Raw genomic sequence first — 19,917 nt, 5'->3', positions numbered from 1 at the left:
ACGTCAATGTTTTTTGTATAACTTATTTTGCTCACTGGAAGAGGTGCATGTAGTTTTATGAATCGTGTCCCATTGGAGCGCCACCCTGCCTCGATCGCTTAGAATATAAAATTGATCAAACTCTTGCTCTTCCATCAGCATGTGAAAATCGATGGTATCGATGCGGTAAAATGCGGATATCCATCCGATCTCCAATGCTAGTTCGAGTCGCTCTTGCCAGAGTGTGATGTTAAAAAAAGCAGCATCATGGGCCAAGCCATCCCGTGAACGGTTGTTTTGAGCACCGAGACAAAGCAAGAGCAATTCCAGCAAGGCGTAGTCATCAATCCGGTCGAGCCAAAGTTGCCGCTTTTTACCATGCAGCTGTTGTCGCAGGAGCGAAAGGTCATACCGTTGCAGGATGTCTAGTACCGGGTATGGAGCAAAAGGCTTCAGGGACTTAAGGATCAAATCTTGTAGATTAACAATAATAGTGCTTAGAAGATTATGGGGTATTTTCTTATAGTTCTGTTTATGATAATGGGCAATTTTTAGTTTTGCTAGAAAAATTTCTGGCTCATCATTCGCCTTGCTGTTGTTGCAGCTATGACAGCTGAATACAATCTTCCTGGATTCAGGATGTTTGGAAATAGGACGTACATGATCGCGGGTGATCTGAAGGTTGGGATCTTTCCGTGAGATGTCCAATGGTGTATTACAGTAATAGCAAGTCAGGCTTGTATTAATTTGCAATGCATTTGGTTGAATAGAAATTGGGCTGGGCACAGCCTGATATTTTAATTGTGGTTTTTTGGAGTCCGTTCTCTTGATGATGGTGAGATTCCGCCCGTTGAGATCAGGCTCCAGATGATCCAGGATGTAAAGAATATTGCTGATGATGGTCTGGATCTGCGATACAGCAATATATTTAAACTCCTGTATTTTGTCAAAGCTGGCTTGGAGTATTTCGATAAACTCTTCGGGTTCAAGCCGTGATTTGGCTCTCTGGCAGGTATGGCATACCACAACCCTGATCTTATTGCCGCTTAATTTCGTCGATGGACGAAATAAGTCATTACACCGCTGGAGGTTGGTCCAGTTGTTATGATCGCTCAAATGTCGTTCGCAATAGAAACACTGTTCTATGGGGGAACTATAAAAGGAATGTCCATAAGTTATTCTTAATTTTCTCATAATAATTTTTTAAGGTACTTGGTCATTTGGTCTACGCCAAACAATTTTAATGCGTTGCTTATCCATTAATTAATTGTGTTGTTATAAAATTAACAAGGTCTATCTTCGAAGACAAGGCAAAACGTCTGAAGCCGGATGAATGGTATAGGATAGTGCGCTTATATGTTGCTTAATGGCTATTTAAGGGGGATTTTTTGTAAAGACATAAAAATAAAAATATAGCATGAATGGTAGTATTTATCGGTAGATTTTAGGGGATCTTGCGGTTTATTTTAATTTTTTATTCGGAAAATTTTTATTTTAGTTTGCCTTAACCGATTAAACTTTATGCAAACTAAAAAACTTATTGAGAAATTCCATTCCGAGATTCAGGTTAACTACATACCGTTTAGGCTTCAGCTATTGTTGGCTGTTTTGTTGGGTAATTTTTTCTGTTCGCCCAACAAATTTCTTGTTTTTGATAAGAGGTATGACATGCCGAAATTTTATCTCTATTGGTTTCTTTCTTCGCTGATCGTTATGGTTGTGCTTCGTGGGGCACATATTTTTAATCGGTATATGGATGGGAGAATGTCCTGGCTGACGGATTTTAAGCCGCGTCTGATCAGACAGAGTCTCTTTGGAGTGGTACTGCCTGCATTGCTCACAGTGTTATTTGTGATGCTGGTGTTTTTACCCTTAAACGCAAAGGGGTGGGGGTCTATCATTCCCTATATGCGTAACGAGTTTAGGTTTTTATTTTTGTTTATTCTGATATTGAACTTGGTATTTCTGGTGATATACGTCATTCGATTTGCCCGATTTGTGAAAGATCAATACTTAGAGGCAGAAATTGAAATGACTGCCCTCAAGGAAATGATTGTAACCTATGAAGCACTCCAACTAAAATTGGAGGATGAAAGGGGGGAGGACCTTTCCGATGCGATCAAACTAGCTCCTTGTCTTGGGGTAAAATACGGTTATGAAGATAACTACGTCGCGCTTGACGGCATTGCCTTTATCAAAAGCTCGGCGAATGACAAAAAGCTCCTGACCTTGACGAGTAGTAAAGAGTATACACACAACTATAGCCTCGAGACATTGATGAAGGTACTCGACCATGACCAATATTACTTGATGTACAGGCGTTATATCGTTAATCGGAGTATCATCAAAGAATATCGTGCTTTAGACAATGGTATATTAACGATTGAACTAAAGCCGTCCTTTGAGAAGCAAGATGATATATTGGTCAGCCGTTACCATGCTGCTCACTTTAAGCGTTGGTTTGATAAGAAACAGCCTTAACCTGGGATGTTTCGTCCGTGCTAAGCGATTACTATTTTACGATCCGATAATTCACCCCAATGCTGATTCCTAAAGCCTGCACGCGATCATAATTTCTCTCGGAATGAAAAGGAATGAGCGAGTACATCTTATAGTGTGGGGACAGCGTGACAGCAAACTGTTGGGATAATGGAACCTTTGCGCCTAGTCCAATATGGAAACCTATACCATTCTGTTTGTCTACATGACTATTTGAGTTTTGCTGGAAGTGTAACATAGGTCCCGCATTTGCGTAGAGATATTTTAAAAATTTTACCCTGGCATCTAAAGGGACTTCCCAAATAGAAAGTTCCGAGGAGTATTGATTCCGCTCTACCGATGGATCGACAATTGCCGATGTTGTCGTTATGTTCTGGTGGGAATAGCCCACACCTGCACCAAACGACCATGTTTCATTATAGTGATAACCTAGGCGGAGCAATCCAGCTATATAATTCTTACTGGCATTGCTACCGGTTCCCATAAGGCTTTGCCACGGACCAATATTACTCTCAGCAAGTGGAGTAATAGAAAGTTCGATGTCATAACTGCCGCCATTGTTTTGCTGCGCATAGAGCGAGGATCCTGATAAAGTTAAAAGGGCAAGGAATATTCTGGAATGTAATTTTTTGAGCATATGAATATAGGGTTATAGATTTTATAATTGTTTTCTCTTTTTAATCAGCGCTAATTCCCACTAGAAATCTAACTGATAGCGTGTAAAGCTTCCTTTTTCTGAATTAACGGTGGCTGCTTTGTCGAATTGTAAGGGCTTCGATCCATTATAGCCTTGCCATTTTAATACAGATTCCATATCGGCAGGAATCGTTATCCTAACAATGGTATCCAAATCACGAGGGACCGGAGCGATAGAAAAGCCAGTATTGGATTTCTCCGGACCATAGCCAACGGCAAGCATCGTCAAATCTAGTTTTTTGACATTTTTGAGATGTAACTCCATTTCCCCCCTTTTAAACAGCATTATTCGCTCATCAGTCGGCGTATCATACTTGAGCTCGTCCAAGCCATAATAAGCTACGCTTTGATAGGAATCTGGATGGTATGCATTAAGATAATAACCATTCTTTTTGACGCCAACTATAAAAAAGCCTTCCTGGGATATGTATTTGCTGGCATCAAATCGAAAACTATATTTGCCTTCGGAATCTGTCTTTGTTTTCCCCAAACTTATAGATGGTTTAAGGAATGAACTGTAATATTGGAAAGAAATCCCTATTTCTACATCAGATAGTAATTTGTTCGCAGGAGTATCCACAACAACGCCCGATAGTACAATACAATTCTGCGTACAGGTTGTGCCATCGCGCTCATCTTTTTCGCACCCAAATAGAAAGAATGGTAGGATAAAGAGCAACCATTGTCCTTTATTTACTTTTTGAAATATGTTCAGCATTTAGAATAGGTCATTAGGAAGTCTTACAGGAAAATCAATAATATTGCACATTTCGTTAAAACAGGTCTTTTCATAATTTATTTTGATACTATACTATTGCAAACGGAAATAATATGCGTAATGCTACAAATTTAATAAATATAAGTTAATGGTTTGTTTTAGGTTTTAAATGATGTGGATTGAACATAGATGATCAGAGATTGGAGGAGAAATAGTACGCGTATGACCAATACATGCGATATTAGTGGAAAAATCTATTGGAGTAGTGTAAAAGTTTTGTGCCTGTGTCAGCTGGAAATCGAAAAATGAAATGTTTGCTGGCCAGCTAAGGTAATATTCTTTGAATTTTAATAAATTAGTAGGATGAGATATTTTATAGTCCTATTGTTAAGCTGGTTCACTTGTTATTCGGCCGCTGCACAAAACCAAGCGAAGGGAAATAGTGTCGGTAAAGATGAAAAGACCTATATATTGGTCGCCAATAAGATCAATACCGATTTTAATTATAAAATGCTGGATGATTTCGAGCAGTCCTTTTCAGCATTGATCAAGGAAAACAACAGCCGTGAATTGGTATTCAATCCCATAAATGGCAAATACCATTATTATAAATTTGTCGCCACCTATAAATCAAGGGGTGCTTTGCCCGATAGTGATCCTGCAAAACCGGAGCAAACCTTCCACAATATCTTGATCATCAAAACGGATGACCAGCAAAAGATTGTAGATGGCTATCATTTTGTGCTCGAATGGAACGAAAAGCCATTATCTTATCCCTTGTTTAGGATAAAGTCTACAGGGGTGACTCTGCAGGAAGGCTTATCATTAAAGCAGCTGAACCTTAAAAGAGTGACGGACAATTCGGATTTTGATAACGATGGAAAAATCAAACTCTCGAACTGGTAGCTCTTTTTATCGCAGTATTAGTCTACTGCTTATTGGCTTCCCTTTAGGACGAGATCGTTGGGGCCAAATGCTCATTAACGCCTCGTCTTTTCCTTTCATATAATTCTCGATCGTATACTTGATATCTATATCAGGTTTTAGCGGCCCTTTTTTCCCTTTCCATACTTCCCAGTATTTCGTCGAATAGGCAATCACGATGTCTGATTTTGGTAGACTGAATCCCCTTACTTCCCCATAATGATTGATTGAGCCACTGGTTTCTTCGCCTATAAAGGTTGCATTAGAATTTTTCTTCAGTTCAACGGCATTCATTACAGCAGAAGAGAACGTATTCTTGCCTATCAATACAAAAAAGCTGTCTTTTTTATTCAGGTAGCTGTTTTTGATTTGGTCAATAAATGGCGTTAAAATACCGGAATTCCCGCCGTTGTTATACCTTAGATCCAGCACAATTTTATTGGGATGTTCGGAATTGATCAACGTGAACAACTCCTGATTGAATTGATCGAAAGGCTGAGCTGGATCTTCCCGGCATGTCGTATAATTAAAATAAAGGATTTTGTGAGCAGCGTCATAATCGTACCAGTAGTTCCCTTTTTTCTTTTTTGAAAGTAGATTGACCGCCGCCCCTGTTAAGTTTAATTTTTTTAGGTCATTGCCTTCCGACGACGTCAATTTTATCTTACTGATCTTATTGTTCCGGTCAACAAATGTGAATGCTGCTTCTTTGTCCGAATCGATGATTCCAAGGCCCTTTAAAAAAGCCGGATTGTTGATGAAATGGAGAAGGTGATCATTGAAATACGAACGGTTTTCACTTAGGATAGCCTCCTTAAACAAAGTAGTAATCTGTTTGAAACTGTGGTTATTGATTGCGACTAATTTGGTCCCCAATAACGATGCAAAAGCTGGATCTATAGCTGTTATGTAGACTTCATCATTAAACACATCCAGCTGAATGGGAAGTATCCTGTTGAACTTTGTTTCAACAAAGGTGTGTTCATCTTTTATACTTACCATTAGCTTGAAGAGCGCTACGGTGAAGGTCTCATAATTCAACGAATCAGCTTTGCTGGCAATGTCATCGACGAGCTTCTCAAAAGTGGCTTTTGTGGTTTTGGCAAATAGATTGGTATGTTTGGCGGGTAATGTCCTTTTTAAAAAATCCAGATCTTCGAGATAGTCTGCTTTAGTCAAGGTTTGTGAAAAACCGAAAGTAGAAACCAAAACAAAGAGGATGATAAATAGTATTTTATTCATGATCATTTAAATGCAGCCTGCGGTAAATAATAGTATAATTTTAAGTTTTCTTGTTAATAAAGATATAAATTTGCTTTAATACGTAAAATAAAAAAAGAGGGTATATTTTATTTCTTCTTTAGGCGTGAATGAAAGGTGGGCAATTATAAATAAATAGTTTAAATATGATAGTGAAAATATTAATCCCAATTCTTGCGTGCTGCTGCTTCGTGTCATGCATTGACCAAAAGCTCTATTTGCGTAATGTCCAAAACCCTGGAGCTCTGGATATCGATGGTGTATTTGTTTCAGAAGCGAATAAGGAAGATGCAAAGGAATACGTTTGTTCAGTAATTTTGCTGTATCGCAATTCGGTGATGTTGCACGGACTGGTATTCAAATCTGATTTGAAGAATAATTTTGAGGGTACGATAGATAGATTTGCTAATTTGATGCAAGATAGCAAGACTGGTTTTGGGGTTTATGATATCTCCAATGATGAAATTTACATGGAATTTTGGGAACCATCGTCGGGAGGGCCTTTAAAAACAGTGATAAACAAGGCGAGAATTATTGAAAGAAACTTTAGGATTACCTATTCGAAAAGTAATTATGGAGGTCGGGAGCGAACCGTAGATGAACTTTATAAGTTTTATCCTTTGAAGCATAAGCCGGATAGTACAAACAGATTTATTCGAATAAAAAAGTAACTGATATAAGCTAGTCGCCGTTATTCCAATCACTGGGATGCCGCGCCATAGCTTGAAGAGCTATCATCCTTTTGTTTTTGATTTTAAACACTGATGAATAGCGGTCTTGGTTCGGGATATTTCTTAAAAGTCAGAAAGATCCACAAAGTCCCCACAATTTTAAAAACGACCATATTCGCATCTTTATTCTTTTTTTACAACAATAACCGTAGTTTTGAGCTAGCCGGAATACGGCAGCTATCAGTCTACCTTTTTAAGCCTCTATCATGAAAAAAATTATTCTTCTGATCTTATTATCCATAACGCTACTTCCAGTTTTTGCCAATGGAAATGTAGATTCATTATTGCAGGTACTCGATAAAGCGATAGCACGACGAGCTGATTTTTCAGATAAAAAGGAACAGCATTTAAAGGATCTGAAACTGGCATTCCATCGCAGCAGCGGTCTACAAGATAAATTCAACTATGCGGATAAGCTCTTTGATGCTTATAAACATTATAATCTCGATTCGGCCATTGCCGCCGCGCGGACGAAATTGTCCCTTGCACAGCAGCTGCAGGACCGGCAGCTGGTATTGCAGTCGCAGATGAATATTGCGGAGATTATGGGGAAAATGGGGATCTACAAGGAAACGTTTAATAGCATGGCCAAAATAGACAAGTCTCAATTAAATAAAGACCAATGGGGCTACTACTATCACCTCTACCATTCCATCTATACCTTGCTATTTAACAATGCCTTACTGGATGATGAAAAAAAACAGTATAATACACTCATTAGCCGTTATAAGGACTCGCTCCTCCAGGTTTATGACAAACAGAGTATACCTTATAAACTGACCTATAACGATAAGCTGCTTGAAAAAGGAGATTATAGAAAAGCCCTTTTGGCATTAGAGCAAATCGGGCAGCAGCCGGATGAAGATAGTGCGCAAAAAGCCAGTATCGCTTATCGCTTTGCCAAGACTTACGAAAAGCTGGGCGATGCATCGGAACAAAAAAGATTTCTGACGCTTGCTGCTCTGACAGACATCAGGAGAGCAGCCAAAAGTTATGTCGCCCTGCGCGAGCTGGCCGTCTTACTGTATGAGGAAGGTCAGGTGGATAGAGCTTACTCCTATATCCGCTGCGCGATGGAAGATGCTTCCTTTGCCCGAGCCCGGTTCCGTATGCTCGAAATTTCCGAAGCGCTTCCCATTATAGTCGCATCTTATGATAAGAAGATGGAAGAGGAGAAGAATAACTTATTCAATTATCTGATACTGATTTCCGTATTGTCGGTGATCTTATTGGCGAGCAGTATCCTTATTTATCAGCAGCTTAAACGGATATCGGCAACCAAGAAGCTAGTGAAAAGCAAAAACGATGAATTGATGGAAATCAATGTCACCCTGCGCGATCTGAATACCAAGCTTTCTGAATCCGACCATGTTAAGGAAACGTATATCGGCTATGTGTTCAACCTATGTTCGTCGTATATCAACAAGCTGGAAAGCTATCGTGTCAACCTGCATAAAAAACTTCGGGCGGGCCAGATCCAGGAGGCCCTGGCGGCAACTGGCGATACCAATCTTGTATCCAATGAAGTCAGAGATTTCTTCCAGAATTTTGACGCGGTATTCCTGAGTATATATCCGCGATTTATTCCGGACTTCAATCGGCTGCTTAAACCCGAAGAGCAGATCCAGCCCAAGGCTGATGACTGCCTTACACCCGAATTGCGTGTCTTTGCGCTGATGCGGATGGGGATTCCGGACAGTAGCCGTATCGCAAACTTTTTGCATTATTCACCGCAGACAGTTTATAACTACAAACGGAAAATTATGAATAAACTGGAAGTCGGCAAGGAGGAATTCAAACTGAAAATGGAACAGATCGGACGTTGATTTTGCGCTGATGGTCTACTCATAACCCCTATTTTGTCTACTTTATTTTTGAGTTTTGTTTTTATTAAAGTATTGTTTATTAAGTAGTTGTTTTTCTGTTTTCTAGCAATTAATCTACTTTCTGCATCTACTTCTATTTTAATTGCAGCTGTCTCAGTCTAACTTTGAATTATCGGGCAATGGATATCCTGTTGCTCATTAGATAACCAATTATAGACAATTATGATACAGTTCAAACAGCGGAAAAATCTGCTTACTTCTCTACTTTTTCTTGTCGGCCATCTTATCGTTTTGCAGCAGGCGATAGGACAGGAGATGACCGCGGTCAAGGGTACCGTTTTCAATCGTGCGACGGGCAAGGCAATCGTTGGTGCCAATATAAAAGTGAAGGGACAGGATCGCACGGTACTTACGGATGCCAATGGAAATTATCAGCTTAAACCTGGCGAAAAGGGTACGCTAGTCATCTCCTATGTGGGTTTTCAAAAACAGGAGATACAGCTTGATGGACGCATGCAAACTGATATCTTTCTCGAGCCTGCGGATCAGGAACTGGAAGAGGTCGTAGTGATCGGTTACGGTCAGGTCAAGAAAACAGATGCCACAGGTGCTGTTGCTAGCCTGAAACCCGACCAATTAAATAAAGGTGTTCAGATAACACCCCAAGATGCCCTAGTAGGGAAGATTGCGGGTGTTAATATTGTACCCGGGAGCGGAGCACCGGGGAGTGAAGGGACGATCCGGATCCGGATGGGGGCATCGCTGTCGGCTTCCAATGATCCGCTGATCGTGATCGATGGTGTACCTATAAGCAGCGGATCGCCCCTGCGGTCAATCAACCCAAACGATATCGAGACATTTACCGTCTTAAAGGATGCTTCGGCCACAGCGATCTATGGTTCGCGTGCATCTAATGGGGTCGTCATCATTACAACAAAAAAAGGTACGCTGGGGCAGTCGAAACCACAATTTAATTATAGCAGCAATTTTACGCTCAATAGGGTAGCAAGTTATTATGATGTGCTGTCTGCCGACGAATACCGCAAGGCTTTTGCTGAGAAAGCCAATGCTCCTGCAGATTTTCAGCTGGGTTCAGCAAATACCGATTGGCAAAAGGAAATATACCGCACAGCCTTCGGCAACGATCATAACCTTTCTTTAACAGGTAACAGCGCTGGCATGCCCTACCGCGTATCAGGTGGATATACTAATCAGAATGGTATCATCAAAGAAAACAAATACCAGCGGACAAACCTAGGGTTCGGCATTTCCCCTAAATTTCTGGATAAACATTTATCTGTAGACCTGAATCTAAAAGGCAGCTTGGAGCGCGAGCGTCCAATTTCTACTGGTGTCATCGGAAGTGCGATCTCTTTTGATCCTACACGGCCAGTTTATGAAGATTATCCTGATCAGGAAGGATTGGGCTATTATCTTTGGCGGAATGGTGGTACGCCGATCACATTGGCACCAAGCAACCCGGTGGCGGAGCTCTTTTTGTCTGATAAGCTCGACCGGATCAAAAGGTCAATCGGGAATGTTGCGGTGGACTATAAGATCCATGGTTTCGAAGAGCTCAGGTTAAATCTCAATCTAGGGTATGATATCCGCAAGCGGGACTATGAGGAGTCTATTCCGGATAAGGCACCATCCATGTATACCTCAAACCGTAACGATGGAAGGGGGCTTTTCCGGACACAGAACGACAAGAATACCAACTACATGCTCACTGCCTATGCAAATTATGTGAAAAAGTTTGGTGGGAAGCACCAGATTGATGCGACTGCAGGTTACGAATGGCAGCGCTTCTGGTATAGTACCGACCCCAAAAGCGTCGTTAAAGATGTTGTTGATACCTCAATTCCGGATGAAGATATCCTCTATCTGCTCTCTTTTTTCGGCCGGGTCAATTATTCCTTTGCAGACAAAATATTACTGACAGGAACATTGCGTGCCGATGCATCTTCGCGTTTCTCGCCGGAAAACAGGTGGGGCTATTTCCCGTCTGCGGCATTGGCTTACCGCCTTTCTGAGGAAAGTTTTATCAAAGATATGGGCAAGATCTCCGATCTGAAGCTGAGACTGAGCTATGGCCGGACAGGTCAGCAGGAGATCGGCGGTTATCATCCTTACTTATCAACGTATTCGGTTTCCAGCAACGCGGCAAGATACCTCTTTGGAAGCAATTGGCTAAATATGTACCGCCCCAATGGATACGATCCGAATATCCGATGGGAGACAACAGATACGTATAACCTAGGGCTGGATTTTGGTTTTTTTAACAATCGTCTATATGGAAGTTTTGATATCTATAAACGTTACACCAAAGACCTGCTGAATAAAATTGCGGTGCCTGCGGGAAGTAATTTTACCAATATTATTGAAACTAACATCGGAGATATGGAGAGCCGGGGGATAGAGCTTGCGCTGGGCGGCAGTCCGATCAAGAAGAAGGACCTGGAATGGACGGTAAATGCAAACTTCACTTATGGCAATGCGACAATAAAAAAGCTCAATACCATTGATACAGAAGATAATTACGTGAAAACGGGTACCATTAGCCGCAATGATTTTCAGGTGCAGAAAGTGGGCGAAACACCGAATACCTTTTTCTTGCTCAAACAGGCCTATGATGACAATGGCAAAGCGATTGAAGGCAGCTATATCGCCAAAGATGGTTCGGTTACCACCAGCGAACAGGATGCCAATAAATACATTACGGGCAAAAGCTCGCGGGTTCCTTATTACTACGGCCTATCGACCCGCCTAAATTATAAAAATTGGGATCTGGGAATCAACGGTCATGGAAGTTTTGGTAACTATGTGCTCAATTACCAGCAGGCGAGCCAGTCAATGATGGACTTGTTCAGCTCGGAACGTGTATCCAGCAATATTTCACAAAAAGCATTGGAGCGGGGCTTCGCGCAGGAACGTTATTTCTCCGATCTGTTTTTGGAGAGCGGTGCCTTCTTTCGGATCGATAATATTACTTTGGGACACTCATTTCGCCGTCTCTGGAATGAAGGTACTGCACTGCGGATAGCCCTGAGTGCGCAGAATGTAAAGCTCTTTACAAAATATTCGGGCGTGGATCCTGAGCTTTTCAATGGGCTCGACAACAATGTGTACCAACGTCCGCGCATATATACCCTTTCATTAAATCTTAGCTTTTAATCTCCTTAAGAATGAAAATCATGAAACACAGGATAATGATATATGTAGGTAGCTTATTCATGCTATCTGGATTAATGACTTCATGTCTGAAAGATCTCGATACCTTGCCGCTCAACGATCGGCAGCTGATCAATGAAGATGTTTATAAAACAGCAGCCGGCTATAAAGGAGTGCTTGCCAAATGTTATGGTTCGCTCATCTTGAACGGACAGGAAGGACCGGATGACAATGGTGATCTTGGCGGTCTAGATGTAGGATATAGCGGCTATACCCGGGCTTTATTTTATTTGCAGGAGTGCACGACTGACGAAGTAGCCCTGCATTCGGGAAGTTCACAGGGTTCGCGTGACTTGCTCTTTGTCAATTGGAACCCCTCGACTATGATCAGTAAATATGCCTATTATAGGCTCTATATGACAATCGGCTACTGCAATGAATTTCTTCGCGAAGCAACAGAAAGTAAATTGAAAGAAAGAGCGGTGTATGATGCGCTCAAAAATGATATCGATGCTTTCCGGGCCGAAATCCGCTTCCTACGGGCTTACTGCTATAGCATGCTCTGCGACCTGTATGGTTCGGGGCCCTTTATCGATGAAACCATGGCTGTCGGGACTATTCCGCTGCAGAAAACACGCAAGGAAATCTACGATTATGTAGTTTCCGAACTCGAAGATGTACAGGCCAAACTGATAACCGCTGGTAAAAATGAATATGGACGCGTCGATCAGGTGGCATCCTGGTTTCTATTGGCCCGTGTTTATCTGAATGCAGAAGTATGGTCAGGAAATAAGGAATATACCAAAGCATACAGCTATGCCAAGAAAATCATTAGCGATGGTACCTACCCATTGGCCTCCGATTATCGCCATATCTTCTTGGCAGACAACGATAAATGCAAGGAGATCATCTGGCCGTTGGTACAGGATCAGGATAATACGATCAATAGCGCTGGGACCAATTTTCTGATCAAAGCATTGGTGAACGGTGTGATGAGCAATTATTATCTGACCGGAATCGGTGCGCGCGGCTGGGGAAATGCTCGTGCGAAAACACAGCTGATGGATAAGTTTGCCACCGCTGACCAGCCATTTATTGCTAACGATACCTGGGGGGATAGCAAGCGGGATAAGCGTGCCCAATTTTTTTCGCCAGGTCATACCAAGGAAACCTGGGTAGCAGGTAAAGCATTTCAAAATGATTTCAATAATGGCTATGCGATCATGAAGTGGCGCAATGTTACCAAGGATCGCAAAGACCTTGCAGAAGGAGGTACCACATATAGTTCGGTAGACTATCCGATGTTCCGTACCGCAGATGCCTATTTGATGGCCTCGGAGGCTATCTTGCGCGGTGCTGCGGGAAGCCGGACCGAAGCTTTGGACTATGTCAATCAGCTACGTGACCGTGCCTATCTATCGGGTAATTACGGCGGGGCTGCCAGCGGAAGAATCACTGAGGCTGAACTTAACCTGGATTTTATCCTTGATGAACGTGCACGTGAATTATACACGGAGTCTGTGAGACGGACGGACCTGATCCGATTCGGCAAATTTACAAAGGGATACAATTGGGACTGGAAAGGGAGCGATGGCGCAGCAGGGCATTATTTGGGCAAGGATGTAGATGACAAATTCAACTTATTTCCCATCCCCCAGGACGAATTTACCGTGAATCCAAATCTCAAACAGAATCCAAATTTTAATTAAGCCGGCGATATAGCCCATATTGTATGGCCATTTGATACGATAGACACAATTTTTATTAGCATGATAAGATATTTTTATTTTCTTGTACTCTTTATTCTCGCTAAACAGACGACAGCGCAGACAAGTAAGACCGAACTGTATAACCAGATTGAAAAGGCTGGCGGTGTGCACTTTGCCTATCCCGAACATGAAATAGGTTCGCAAAGCCAAGCTCCCGACGGCTATAGTCCCTTTTACATCAGTCACTTGGGACGTCACGGATCCCGTTATCTCATCAGCGATACGGAGTATAAAGATCTGATCGATCTGTTCGAAAAGGCATCGCGAAAAAATGACCTTACTCCATTGGGCAGGGAAGTCCTCGGGAGGCTCCATATACTGTGGAAGGAGGTGCAATGGCGCGGCGGCGATCTGTCGCCTCGAGGTGTGCGCGAACAGCGTGGTATTGCTTCACGTCTATTTGGCAGCTACCCTGAGCTGTTCGGTACGGGCAGCAAAGTAACAGCTTGTGCCACTACGGTTGTCCGCTGTGTACTCAGTATGGATGCTTTTTGCGAACGGATCAAGGAGTTTAGTCCTGAAACGCATATTGAACGCAATTCAGGGGAGAAATGGCAACGTTTTCTCAATCATCATACCAAGCAGGCTGTTGCCTATCGCTCTGCAGCAGACACCTGGAAACCGGAATACAATAAGTTTGAGAAAGCCCATGTTAAGCCGGAACGGATGATGCAAGCACTGTTTACAAACGCAAAGTCAGTGGAAAGAGAGATGACGGCAGAAAAGATTATGTGGGGACTTTTTGCCATCGCGGAGGGCATGCAAAATGTAGAAACCAAGCTGAGTTTTTTTGACGTATTTACCAAAGATGAGCTGGTGGACCTTTGGCAGTGTAAAAATCTGAAAACTTACCTGAATGATGGAAATTCGGCGTTTAGTAAGGGCTTAATGATGGAGAATGCAAAACCATTGTTGCGTAGCATTTTGGATAGTGCAGAGCAGATCATTGCTCATGGAGGCAGAGGGGCTGACTTTAGGTTTGCCCATGACGGGAATATTATTCCGCTGGCGATGCTGCTGCACTTAAAAGGTTGTTATAGCAGTGTCTCGGATCCTAATAAGGTTTATGAGGCTTGGAGCGATTTTAAAGTCGCACCGATGGCAGGGAATATACAGTTTGTTTTTTTTAGAAAAAACAGTGGAAATCCAAATGATATCCTGGTGAAAATATTACTCCATGAGAATGAAATTACTGTCCCGCCAGTCAAGACAGTGGATGGCGTGTATTATCGATGGAAAGACCTTAGGCAATTTTACGAATCTTTGCTTTAATCCCAGGCAATACGCATCATAGGATTGTTTATGTTTATTTAGTTTTGAGCCATATCGTAAGATATGGCTTTTTTAAACTTTTATTTTTTCATTTTCCTGTGTCTAAATTTGGTCATCATTGCATGCTGTTTATTCCGCAAAGGATAATAAGCTTGCGTAGGAGATAAGGAATGAGGTTTAACGGCCAAAAAGCGACATCTCAGTAGAAAAAGGTTCTTTGAATCTGATGATCGGAAGCGGAGAGAATTTTGTAAATTAACCGCTATGAAGTATAATCATTTTGTTTCCAACCAAGGGTGGATAAAATTTAATTATCCGAGTCATTTGATCTATGTTGAAGAGGAGGAGGGGACTTACTTGTTTTACACCGAACAAACAGGAAGTTTTAGAATCACGCCCTTAGAAATACAAGCTAGTCATTTTGATACGGACAAGTATTTAGTAGATTTATGTGAAGAGAATAATGGGAAAATACTGGAAAATGACGGAGGCTACAGTTATCTTTATTATATCTCGTCATCGGAAAATAGCGGCGAAGCGTTAACTATTTTTAATTGGATTTTTGCAGCTGATAATAAAGTAGTTTATTGCAGTTACACTATTGACACTGTTACCCAGATTGATCCGGAGATTGTTGAAGAACAACAAGAAATTAATCAGATAATAGCAAACTTAGCGATAGGAAAATAGTTGTGATTGATCCGGAATGATCTGAATAAATATGTTAAAATTTATATTGATAGCGTTCATCGTTTTAAGCTCTTGTTCTAGAAATAAGAATACAAAGCGCATTGATTCAAGGATAATTTATGAAATGGCTTATGATGACAGAACAACGCCCTCAAGATTTGATTTTGACTTTTTTGTTCGATGCAATAATGGCAAAGTCGCTATGATTAATGAACCTGCATTGTGGGGAATTCATCGTGAAAATCCGAAAAACTTGTCTTATGAAAAATTTTTGGTTTTAGCTTTGAACCAAGAGATAGAGGTAGATAATAAGCGTATTTTAGGTACCGCGGATTGCTTTTTATTAGATTCCAAAGTAGCTAATTATTATAAAAGTCATGGTTTAGAAGATTTTCTACTCGAATACTTCATCAAGGAAAATAGTAGTTGGAGACTTAAAGATGGATATGCTAAATCACAGCTGATGTCTATAAGTTACTATTGCTTTATCAATAATAAATTTTTGCAGCTTGATGATTATATAGGAATTTATAGCCTTATTGAGCCAGATGAACTGTTTTCAAGATAAAAGATAATAATATCTAAGTGTTCCACGGCTTTGAACAATAAGGTGCTGGAGAATTTAATCGGAAATTCTAATTATTGGGATGCGGCGTCCCATCGTGAAGAGCTATCATCCTTGTTTCCAGGTTGCAGTCAAATTGCAGTTCTTTCTTTATAGTATCGGAGAGAACATTGTTGTCCAGAAGGATTTCTATTATCCCTTTTCTGTGAAGTGCACAATTCATTTTGCTATACAGAATTTCAAGGGGTTTTTTACAGGATTTTGTGTTGTTTTTTTTGAAAATATTTGTGTATATCCCTGCCAATCGCTCAATTTCGTGTTCATTTTTTGCCTTTTCGACGATGTCGGTCAGTAGCTTCGAGTCGCCATTTCTGTAATTAGAAATCAGCAATTCCAAATAGTCAATCGGATTTTTGACGGTTTGTATTTTGTCCACGGCAAAATCTCTAATGGCTTTGCTTTTTAGATGTTTGAGTGCTTTAATGGCATTTTTAGCTATTCTGTTTTTGCCTGTTCCCTTTTGTTTAGCATAGTCTAAAATGACTTGGCTATCGTAGGGAAATTTGTGAAAGTCAAAAATATCCAAAAGGCATTCAATTTTTGCCTGGTCCGTTTCTTTCAAAAGATGCTTTGCGATAGTGTTTATCTCTTCTTCTGTTAGCTTTCTCATTCTTGCAAAAGAAATACGGGCTTTACTATTTAAAACTTCATCAATGATGTCTTTGTATTTTTGGGGTTTTGTTCGCTGTGTATTCTGGTTTATTTCTGTCCGTTGTATGTTGTCAAGGTAAAGACGGATGAACTTATTGGTTCGGGTTTTCTTTTGAAGTTCTTCAGAAACCTGTATGCTTAGGTTTTCTGCTTGAAAATGCCGAATGATGCCATCGTCTTGCCAATCGTCAGGGTGTTGTTCAATGTATTTTCCAAATTTCTCGGCAACGTAAAATAAGCCATTTAGTCCGTCAAGTTGTATTATTTCATAAGCGCCGGCCCAATCAGCACCGGCGATCGGGTTGTTTAAAAAGCGGTCATAAATAGCTTGTTTTGCTTCGGTGTCATTTTGCTGCGCATAAAGTTTTGCCAGCGCAAACAAATGTGTCAAATTCCAGGTGTCATCCTGTTCCCTTGCCAAACCCTGCAAGACGGCTTTACGGATTTTGTCTTTTTGCTTTGAAATAGAAATAATATCAAAAATATAAGCTGCCCGGTCGCCTTCACATTGTCCGTCATAGGCGAAAATGTTTAATGCACCTTGTATAATTTGATTTGAAAAGTCAATTTTCGGATGCTCTTTTACGATCAGGTATGCTTCACCTGTTCCGCGTTTCAGCGCATGTAGAACTTGTCGTTTTAGGATTTCTATGTCGGTCATTAATGATTAAAATTAGAAAATTCAGCGCTGAATTACTAATTTTAAAGGGAGGTCTGTTTGCCGAGAGCTTATCTTTATGAATGTTTGGAAAAAAATTGGTGTTTTATTGATCTGCCTACTGATCTTTTTTACGATTAAAAATCAGTCCGTTGATTTCTTTAAGAAAAGTGATCAATTGGCCGTGTTTGATCAGCTTCCAACCTTAAAACAGGAATGTGCAGTGGATCTTATCGGATTTAGCATGCGGGGTGAATTTTTTGATGTAATACAATATAAGGCAGAAAACGTCCTATTAAAGAAAGACATAAAACCCATTTCAAAATGGGGAAATAGAACTATTGCCGGCGATGCAAAAATTGGTCAGTGGAAAGAGTGCCCTGTTGACGATGAAACCAAAGCATTATTTTCACTGGAACTGGATAGTACGAATTTCGAAAATAGCTGTTTTCAGGAATTGAATAGAAAGCTCAACCAGCCTGGAAATTTTTATGCCTATATCTATGCTGATTCTGGAGGAAGCTATTTTATGTTTTATACTCCTAAAGGTAATAAACTTGTATATATCAGAAGAAATGGGGTTTAGACGAAACTCAATGATAGGGGACGCGCCTGAATACTGCTTTTAACTTATCGATTATGATCTTCGGCAATGATTTCGTCGATATCATTAATAATACGGTTAATGGGTTTTGTAAAATAGCTCTGTGCCAGCTGCACCTTTTTTTCTTTCCCATTTTCATCCTTATAACGCGCGATCAGGGCGACGTTGATTGTGATAAAGCCGTATTGTTTAAGCTTGTGGATACTAAAACCCTGTAGGCTCTCCAGCGGAATGGTCACTTCTTTACCCAAAAGTCCCTTACGTGTACGGATCTCCCTATTGTCCATATCAATGATGAAATAGGCTCTAAGCAGGGAAATCATCAAGATAATGACAATACCCAGCATCCACCATTTGAATGAGGATTCAGGCATTTTGATGAAACCTACTAGGGCCATAATGGAAAATATACCAACCAAAGGAACATAGGTTCCTAACTGGGGTTTCATTTTGTATTCATTTCCGTTTCTTTCGAAATTTTTCATGTGTTTATCGCTAATTTAGCTATATCAATATTCCAATCTGCTGATGCGGTTATCTGGTATGTTAAATAATCGATTTAGAGAATATCATTATTTGTTGGTGCATTGCGCTAGATCTTCATTAAATGATTGCATTTTTTTAAGTCTCCAAGTAAATAAAGTTATAAATTTGCTTTAGAAAAAAAAAGGCCATAAAAACCACTACATTTTTTAATTGTGGATCATTTCATGTGGGTATGATTTCTGAGAGAGGAATAAGCATGAAAGTAATTTATAGTAGACTAGCTTAACAAAATATGAAAAGAGGTGTGCGAATTGTATCGCTTGGGTTTTTATTGTTAATCATTGAATATATCATTTGTGTCCTTTTATTTTATATTGAGCCTTATTTTAGGCATGATAGTCAACTAAACCTTGAGTATGCAATAAGAGGAGCTAATGAGGTGAATTCGCTACGCTTAATATTTTACTATCCACTGTGGTGTTTTATTATATTTTATCTATATAATAAAATAGCTTTTAAAAATGCATTGATAAAACTGGCTTTAATTAACGCTGGTTTATATATACTTCTTTCTTTTATTTTTACGTTGATTTTTTCACTGGGGTCTGTATTTGTCTTTTCTTTTTTCTATGATTTGGTAGTAGCTACTTTTGTCAGTCCATTTATTTTATATACAATACCGAACATAAAAAAATGGTATGCGCAAATCTAATAAGCTTCACTTACATGAAGTTCGGTGAATAGCATTGTCTAGTTATCACTTGCCCCTGATTTTCCAATAATGATGCATATTTATAATTTTCTCTGTCAATAAATTTATAAATTTGCTTAAGGAAAAGAGCCATAAAAACCGTTGCATTTTTTATTTTGAGGTATCATTAACAGGGAAGAGTTATTTCAAACAAATTAAAAATGAAAGCAATTTATAGCATACTACTATTATTAACTTTTGGATGTAATGATCCCAATAGATGTGAAGAAACTAAACAATATGCTGAAAGTCCCGAGGCTAATATTATTCTGCTAAAAGAACCTAAGATTAAGTATAAAGATTTTATCCTTATTGGAGTTGATCCTATTACCAAAAGAGATACCGTACAGTTGTTGCCCGGTAGATGGTTTTTCCAAGTGACCTCTTTTTGTGATATAGGTGATACCATTGTTAAACGGAAGGGCATTCCCATAATTGAAGTTCATAAAACAAAAATGAAATATGATACCACGCGATTTGACATAGAAGCAACTTGCGAAAGTTATCTCATAAATGGAAAGACGATAAGACGATGGAAAGAACTTCTGGAAAGTTATGATAATAATAAGTATCATTCACAGTAAGAGCCAATTCTTATGAGCCCTTA

The 19,917-nt window shown here is 40.2% G+C and carries 18 protein-coding genes; 12 read left to right on the top strand and 6 right to left on the bottom strand.

Going from position 1 to position 19,917, the window contains the following annotated elements; translation table 11 throughout:
- Nucleotides 1-3 precede the first annotated feature (3 nt).
- Nucleotides 4-1,173 carry a hypothetical protein gene (locus B3600_RS11385; RefSeq protein WP_286753043.1) on the bottom strand — a complete coding sequence of 390 codons (1,170 nt, stop codon included), beginning with the start codon at nt 1,171-1,173 and terminating at the stop codon, nt 4-6.
- Between the two features lie 327 nt (nt 1,174-1,500).
- Here B3600_RS11385 and B3600_RS11380 point away from each other — a divergent pair, with 327 nt between their 5' ends.
- Complete coding sequence (locus B3600_RS11380) at nt 1,501-2,460, top strand: LytTR family DNA-binding domain-containing protein (protein ID WP_286753042.1); 960 nt, start codon at nt 1,501-1,503, stop codon at nt 2,458-2,460.
- A gap of 31 nt (nt 2,461-2,491) precedes the next feature.
- On the opposite strand, the gene B3600_RS11375 is transcribed toward B3600_RS11380, so the two are convergent.
- Nucleotides 2,492-3,115 (bottom strand): outer membrane beta-barrel protein, encoded by a 624-nt coding sequence (locus B3600_RS11375; RefSeq protein WP_286753041.1) that lies wholly within the window; start codon nt 3,113-3,115, stop codon nt 2,492-2,494.
- 60 nt (nt 3,116-3,175) lie between these two features.
- Entirely contained in the window at nt 3,176-3,892 is a 717-nt protein-coding gene (locus B3600_RS11370; RefSeq protein WP_286753040.1) for a hypothetical protein, read from the bottom strand.
- Between the two features lie 363 nt (nt 3,893-4,255).
- Between B3600_RS11370 and B3600_RS11365 the strand changes: the two genes are divergently transcribed.
- Nucleotides 4,256-4,798 carry a hypothetical protein gene (locus B3600_RS11365; RefSeq protein ID WP_286753039.1) on the top strand — a complete coding sequence of 181 codons (543 nt, stop codon included), beginning with the start codon at nt 4,256-4,258 and terminating at the stop codon, nt 4,796-4,798.
- Nucleotides 4,799-4,804: 6 nt separating this feature from the next.
- On the opposite strand, the gene B3600_RS11360 is transcribed toward B3600_RS11365, so the two are convergent.
- Nucleotides 4,805-6,058, bottom strand: coding sequence for a hypothetical protein (locus B3600_RS11360; protein WP_286753038.1), 1,254 nt, complete (start codon nt 6,056-6,058; stop codon nt 4,805-4,807).
- A 164-nt stretch (nt 6,059-6,222) separates the two neighbouring features.
- Here B3600_RS11360 and B3600_RS11355 point away from each other — a divergent pair, with 164 nt between their 5' ends.
- The 7 genes from B3600_RS11355 to B3600_RS11325 all read left to right on the top strand — a co-directional run bounded on the left by B3600_RS11355 (nt 6,223) and on the right by B3600_RS11325 (nt 16,103).
- Nucleotides 6,223-6,747 carry a hypothetical protein gene (locus tag B3600_RS11355; RefSeq protein WP_286753037.1) on the top strand — a complete coding sequence of 175 codons (525 nt, stop codon included), beginning with the start codon at nt 6,223-6,225 and terminating at the stop codon, nt 6,745-6,747.
- A gap of 266 nt (nt 6,748-7,013) precedes the next feature.
- Entirely contained in the window at nt 7,014-8,633 is a 1,620-nt protein-coding gene (locus B3600_RS11350) for a DUF6377 domain-containing protein (RefSeq protein ID WP_286753036.1), read from the top strand.
- A 222-nt stretch (nt 8,634-8,855) separates the two neighbouring features.
- Nucleotides 8,856-11,807: a SusC/RagA family TonB-linked outer membrane protein gene (locus B3600_RS11345; protein WP_286753035.1), complete on the top strand. Its 2,952-nt coding sequence runs from the start codon at nt 8,856-8,858 to the stop codon at nt 11,805-11,807.
- 20 nt (nt 11,808-11,827) lie between these two features.
- Nucleotides 11,828-13,513: a RagB/SusD family nutrient uptake outer membrane protein gene (locus B3600_RS11340; RefSeq protein ID WP_286753034.1), complete on the top strand. Its 1,686-nt coding sequence runs from the start codon at nt 11,828-11,830 to the stop codon at nt 13,511-13,513.
- Nucleotides 13,514-13,573: 60 nt separating this feature from the next.
- Nucleotides 13,574-14,845 (top strand): histidine-type phosphatase, encoded by a 1,272-nt coding sequence (locus tag B3600_RS11335; RefSeq protein ID WP_286753033.1) that lies wholly within the window; start codon nt 13,574-13,576, stop codon nt 14,843-14,845.
- A 264-nt stretch (nt 14,846-15,109) separates the two neighbouring features.
- Nucleotides 15,110-15,535, top strand: coding sequence for a DUF3805 domain-containing protein (locus B3600_RS11330; protein ID WP_286753032.1), 426 nt, complete (start codon nt 15,110-15,112; stop codon nt 15,533-15,535).
- 31 nt (nt 15,536-15,566) lie between these two features.
- The gene (locus tag B3600_RS11325; RefSeq protein WP_286753031.1) at nt 15,567-16,103 is read left to right on the top strand and encodes a hypothetical protein; all 537 of its coding nucleotides are present in this window, start codon (nt 15,567-15,569) and stop codon (nt 16,101-16,103) included.
- Nucleotides 16,104-16,170: 67 nt separating this feature from the next.
- Here the strand turns inward: B3600_RS11325 and B3600_RS11320 are convergent, their stop codons facing one another.
- Nucleotides 16,171-17,472: a hypothetical protein gene (locus B3600_RS11320; RefSeq protein ID WP_286753030.1), complete on the bottom strand. Its 1,302-nt coding sequence runs from the start codon at nt 17,470-17,472 to the stop codon at nt 16,171-16,173.
- A 76-nt stretch (nt 17,473-17,548) separates the two neighbouring features.
- Here B3600_RS11320 and B3600_RS11315 point away from each other — a divergent pair, with 76 nt between their 5' ends.
- On the top strand, nt 17,549-18,055 hold the full coding sequence (locus B3600_RS11315) for a hypothetical protein (protein WP_286753029.1): 507 nt from the start codon (nt 17,549-17,551) through the stop codon (nt 18,053-18,055).
- A 44-nt stretch (nt 18,056-18,099) separates the two neighbouring features.
- Here the strand turns inward: B3600_RS11315 and B3600_RS11310 are convergent, their stop codons facing one another.
- On the bottom strand, nt 18,100-18,558 hold the full coding sequence (locus tag B3600_RS11310; protein ID WP_286753028.1) for a hypothetical protein: 459 nt from the start codon (nt 18,556-18,558) through the stop codon (nt 18,100-18,102).
- Nucleotides 18,559-18,851: 293 nt separating this feature from the next.
- On the opposite strand from B3600_RS11310, the gene B3600_RS11305 reads away from it, so the two are divergent.
- Nucleotides 18,852-19,271, top strand: coding sequence for a hypothetical protein (locus tag B3600_RS11305; RefSeq protein ID WP_286753027.1), 420 nt, complete (start codon nt 18,852-18,854; stop codon nt 19,269-19,271).
- Between the two features lie 200 nt (nt 19,272-19,471).
- A complete protein-coding gene (locus B3600_RS11300) occupies nt 19,472-19,894 on the top strand; it encodes a hypothetical protein (protein ID WP_286753026.1) in 423 nt (140 codons plus the stop codon).
- Nucleotides 19,895-19,917 lie beyond the last annotated feature (23 nt).

The organism is Sphingobacterium sp. UBA2480 (genome assembly GCF_002341965.1).
Lineage (GTDB): Bacteria > Bacteroidota > Bacteroidia > Sphingobacteriales > Sphingobacteriaceae > Sphingobacterium > Sphingobacterium multivorum.
Note: the sequence above shows the minus strand (reverse complement) of the source record. Positions and strands in the feature narration are given on the sequence as shown.

Coding starts and splice junctions, on each gene's coding strand:
- B3600_RS11385 (WP_286753043.1), bottom strand. CDS start 1,173: ATGAGAAAATTAAGAATAACTTATGGACATTCCTTTTATAGTTCCCCC.
- B3600_RS11380 (WP_286753042.1), top strand. CDS start 1,501: ATGCAAACTAAAAAACTTATTGAGAAATTCCATTCCGAGATTCAGGTT.
- B3600_RS11375 (WP_286753041.1), bottom strand. CDS start 3,115: ATGCTCAAAAAATTACATTCCAGAATATTCCTTGCCCTTTTAACTTTA.
- B3600_RS11370 (WP_286753040.1), bottom strand. CDS start 3,892: ATGCTGAACATATTTCAAAAAGTAAATAAAGGACAATGGTTGCTCTTT.
- B3600_RS11365 (WP_286753039.1), top strand. CDS start 4,256: ATGAGATATTTTATAGTCCTATTGTTAAGCTGGTTCACTTGTTATTCG.
- B3600_RS11360 (WP_286753038.1), bottom strand. CDS start 6,058: ATGAATAAAATACTATTTATCATCCTCTTTGTTTTGGTTTCTACTTTC.
- B3600_RS11355 (WP_286753037.1), top strand. CDS start 6,223: ATGATAGTGAAAATATTAATCCCAATTCTTGCGTGCTGCTGCTTCGTG.
- B3600_RS11350 (WP_286753036.1), top strand. CDS start 7,014: ATGAAAAAAATTATTCTTCTGATCTTATTATCCATAACGCTACTTCCA.
- B3600_RS11345 (WP_286753035.1), top strand. CDS start 8,856: ATGATACAGTTCAAACAGCGGAAAAATCTGCTTACTTCTCTACTTTTT.
- B3600_RS11340 (WP_286753034.1), top strand. CDS start 11,828: ATGAAACACAGGATAATGATATATGTAGGTAGCTTATTCATGCTATCT.
- B3600_RS11335 (WP_286753033.1), top strand. CDS start 13,574: ATGATAAGATATTTTTATTTTCTTGTACTCTTTATTCTCGCTAAACAG.
- B3600_RS11330 (WP_286753032.1), top strand. CDS start 15,110: ATGAAGTATAATCATTTTGTTTCCAACCAAGGGTGGATAAAATTTAAT.
- B3600_RS11325 (WP_286753031.1), top strand. CDS start 15,567: ATGTTAAAATTTATATTGATAGCGTTCATCGTTTTAAGCTCTTGTTCT.
- B3600_RS11320 (WP_286753030.1), bottom strand. CDS start 17,472: ATGACCGACATAGAAATCCTAAAACGACAAGTTCTACATGCGCTGAAA.
- B3600_RS11315 (WP_286753029.1), top strand. CDS start 17,549: ATGAATGTTTGGAAAAAAATTGGTGTTTTATTGATCTGCCTACTGATC.
- B3600_RS11310 (WP_286753028.1), bottom strand. CDS start 18,558: ATGAAAAATTTCGAAAGAAACGGAAATGAATACAAAATGAAACCCCAG.
- B3600_RS11305 (WP_286753027.1), top strand. CDS start 18,852: ATGAAAAGAGGTGTGCGAATTGTATCGCTTGGGTTTTTATTGTTAATC.
- B3600_RS11300 (WP_286753026.1), top strand. CDS start 19,472: ATGAAAGCAATTTATAGCATACTACTATTATTAACTTTTGGATGTAAT.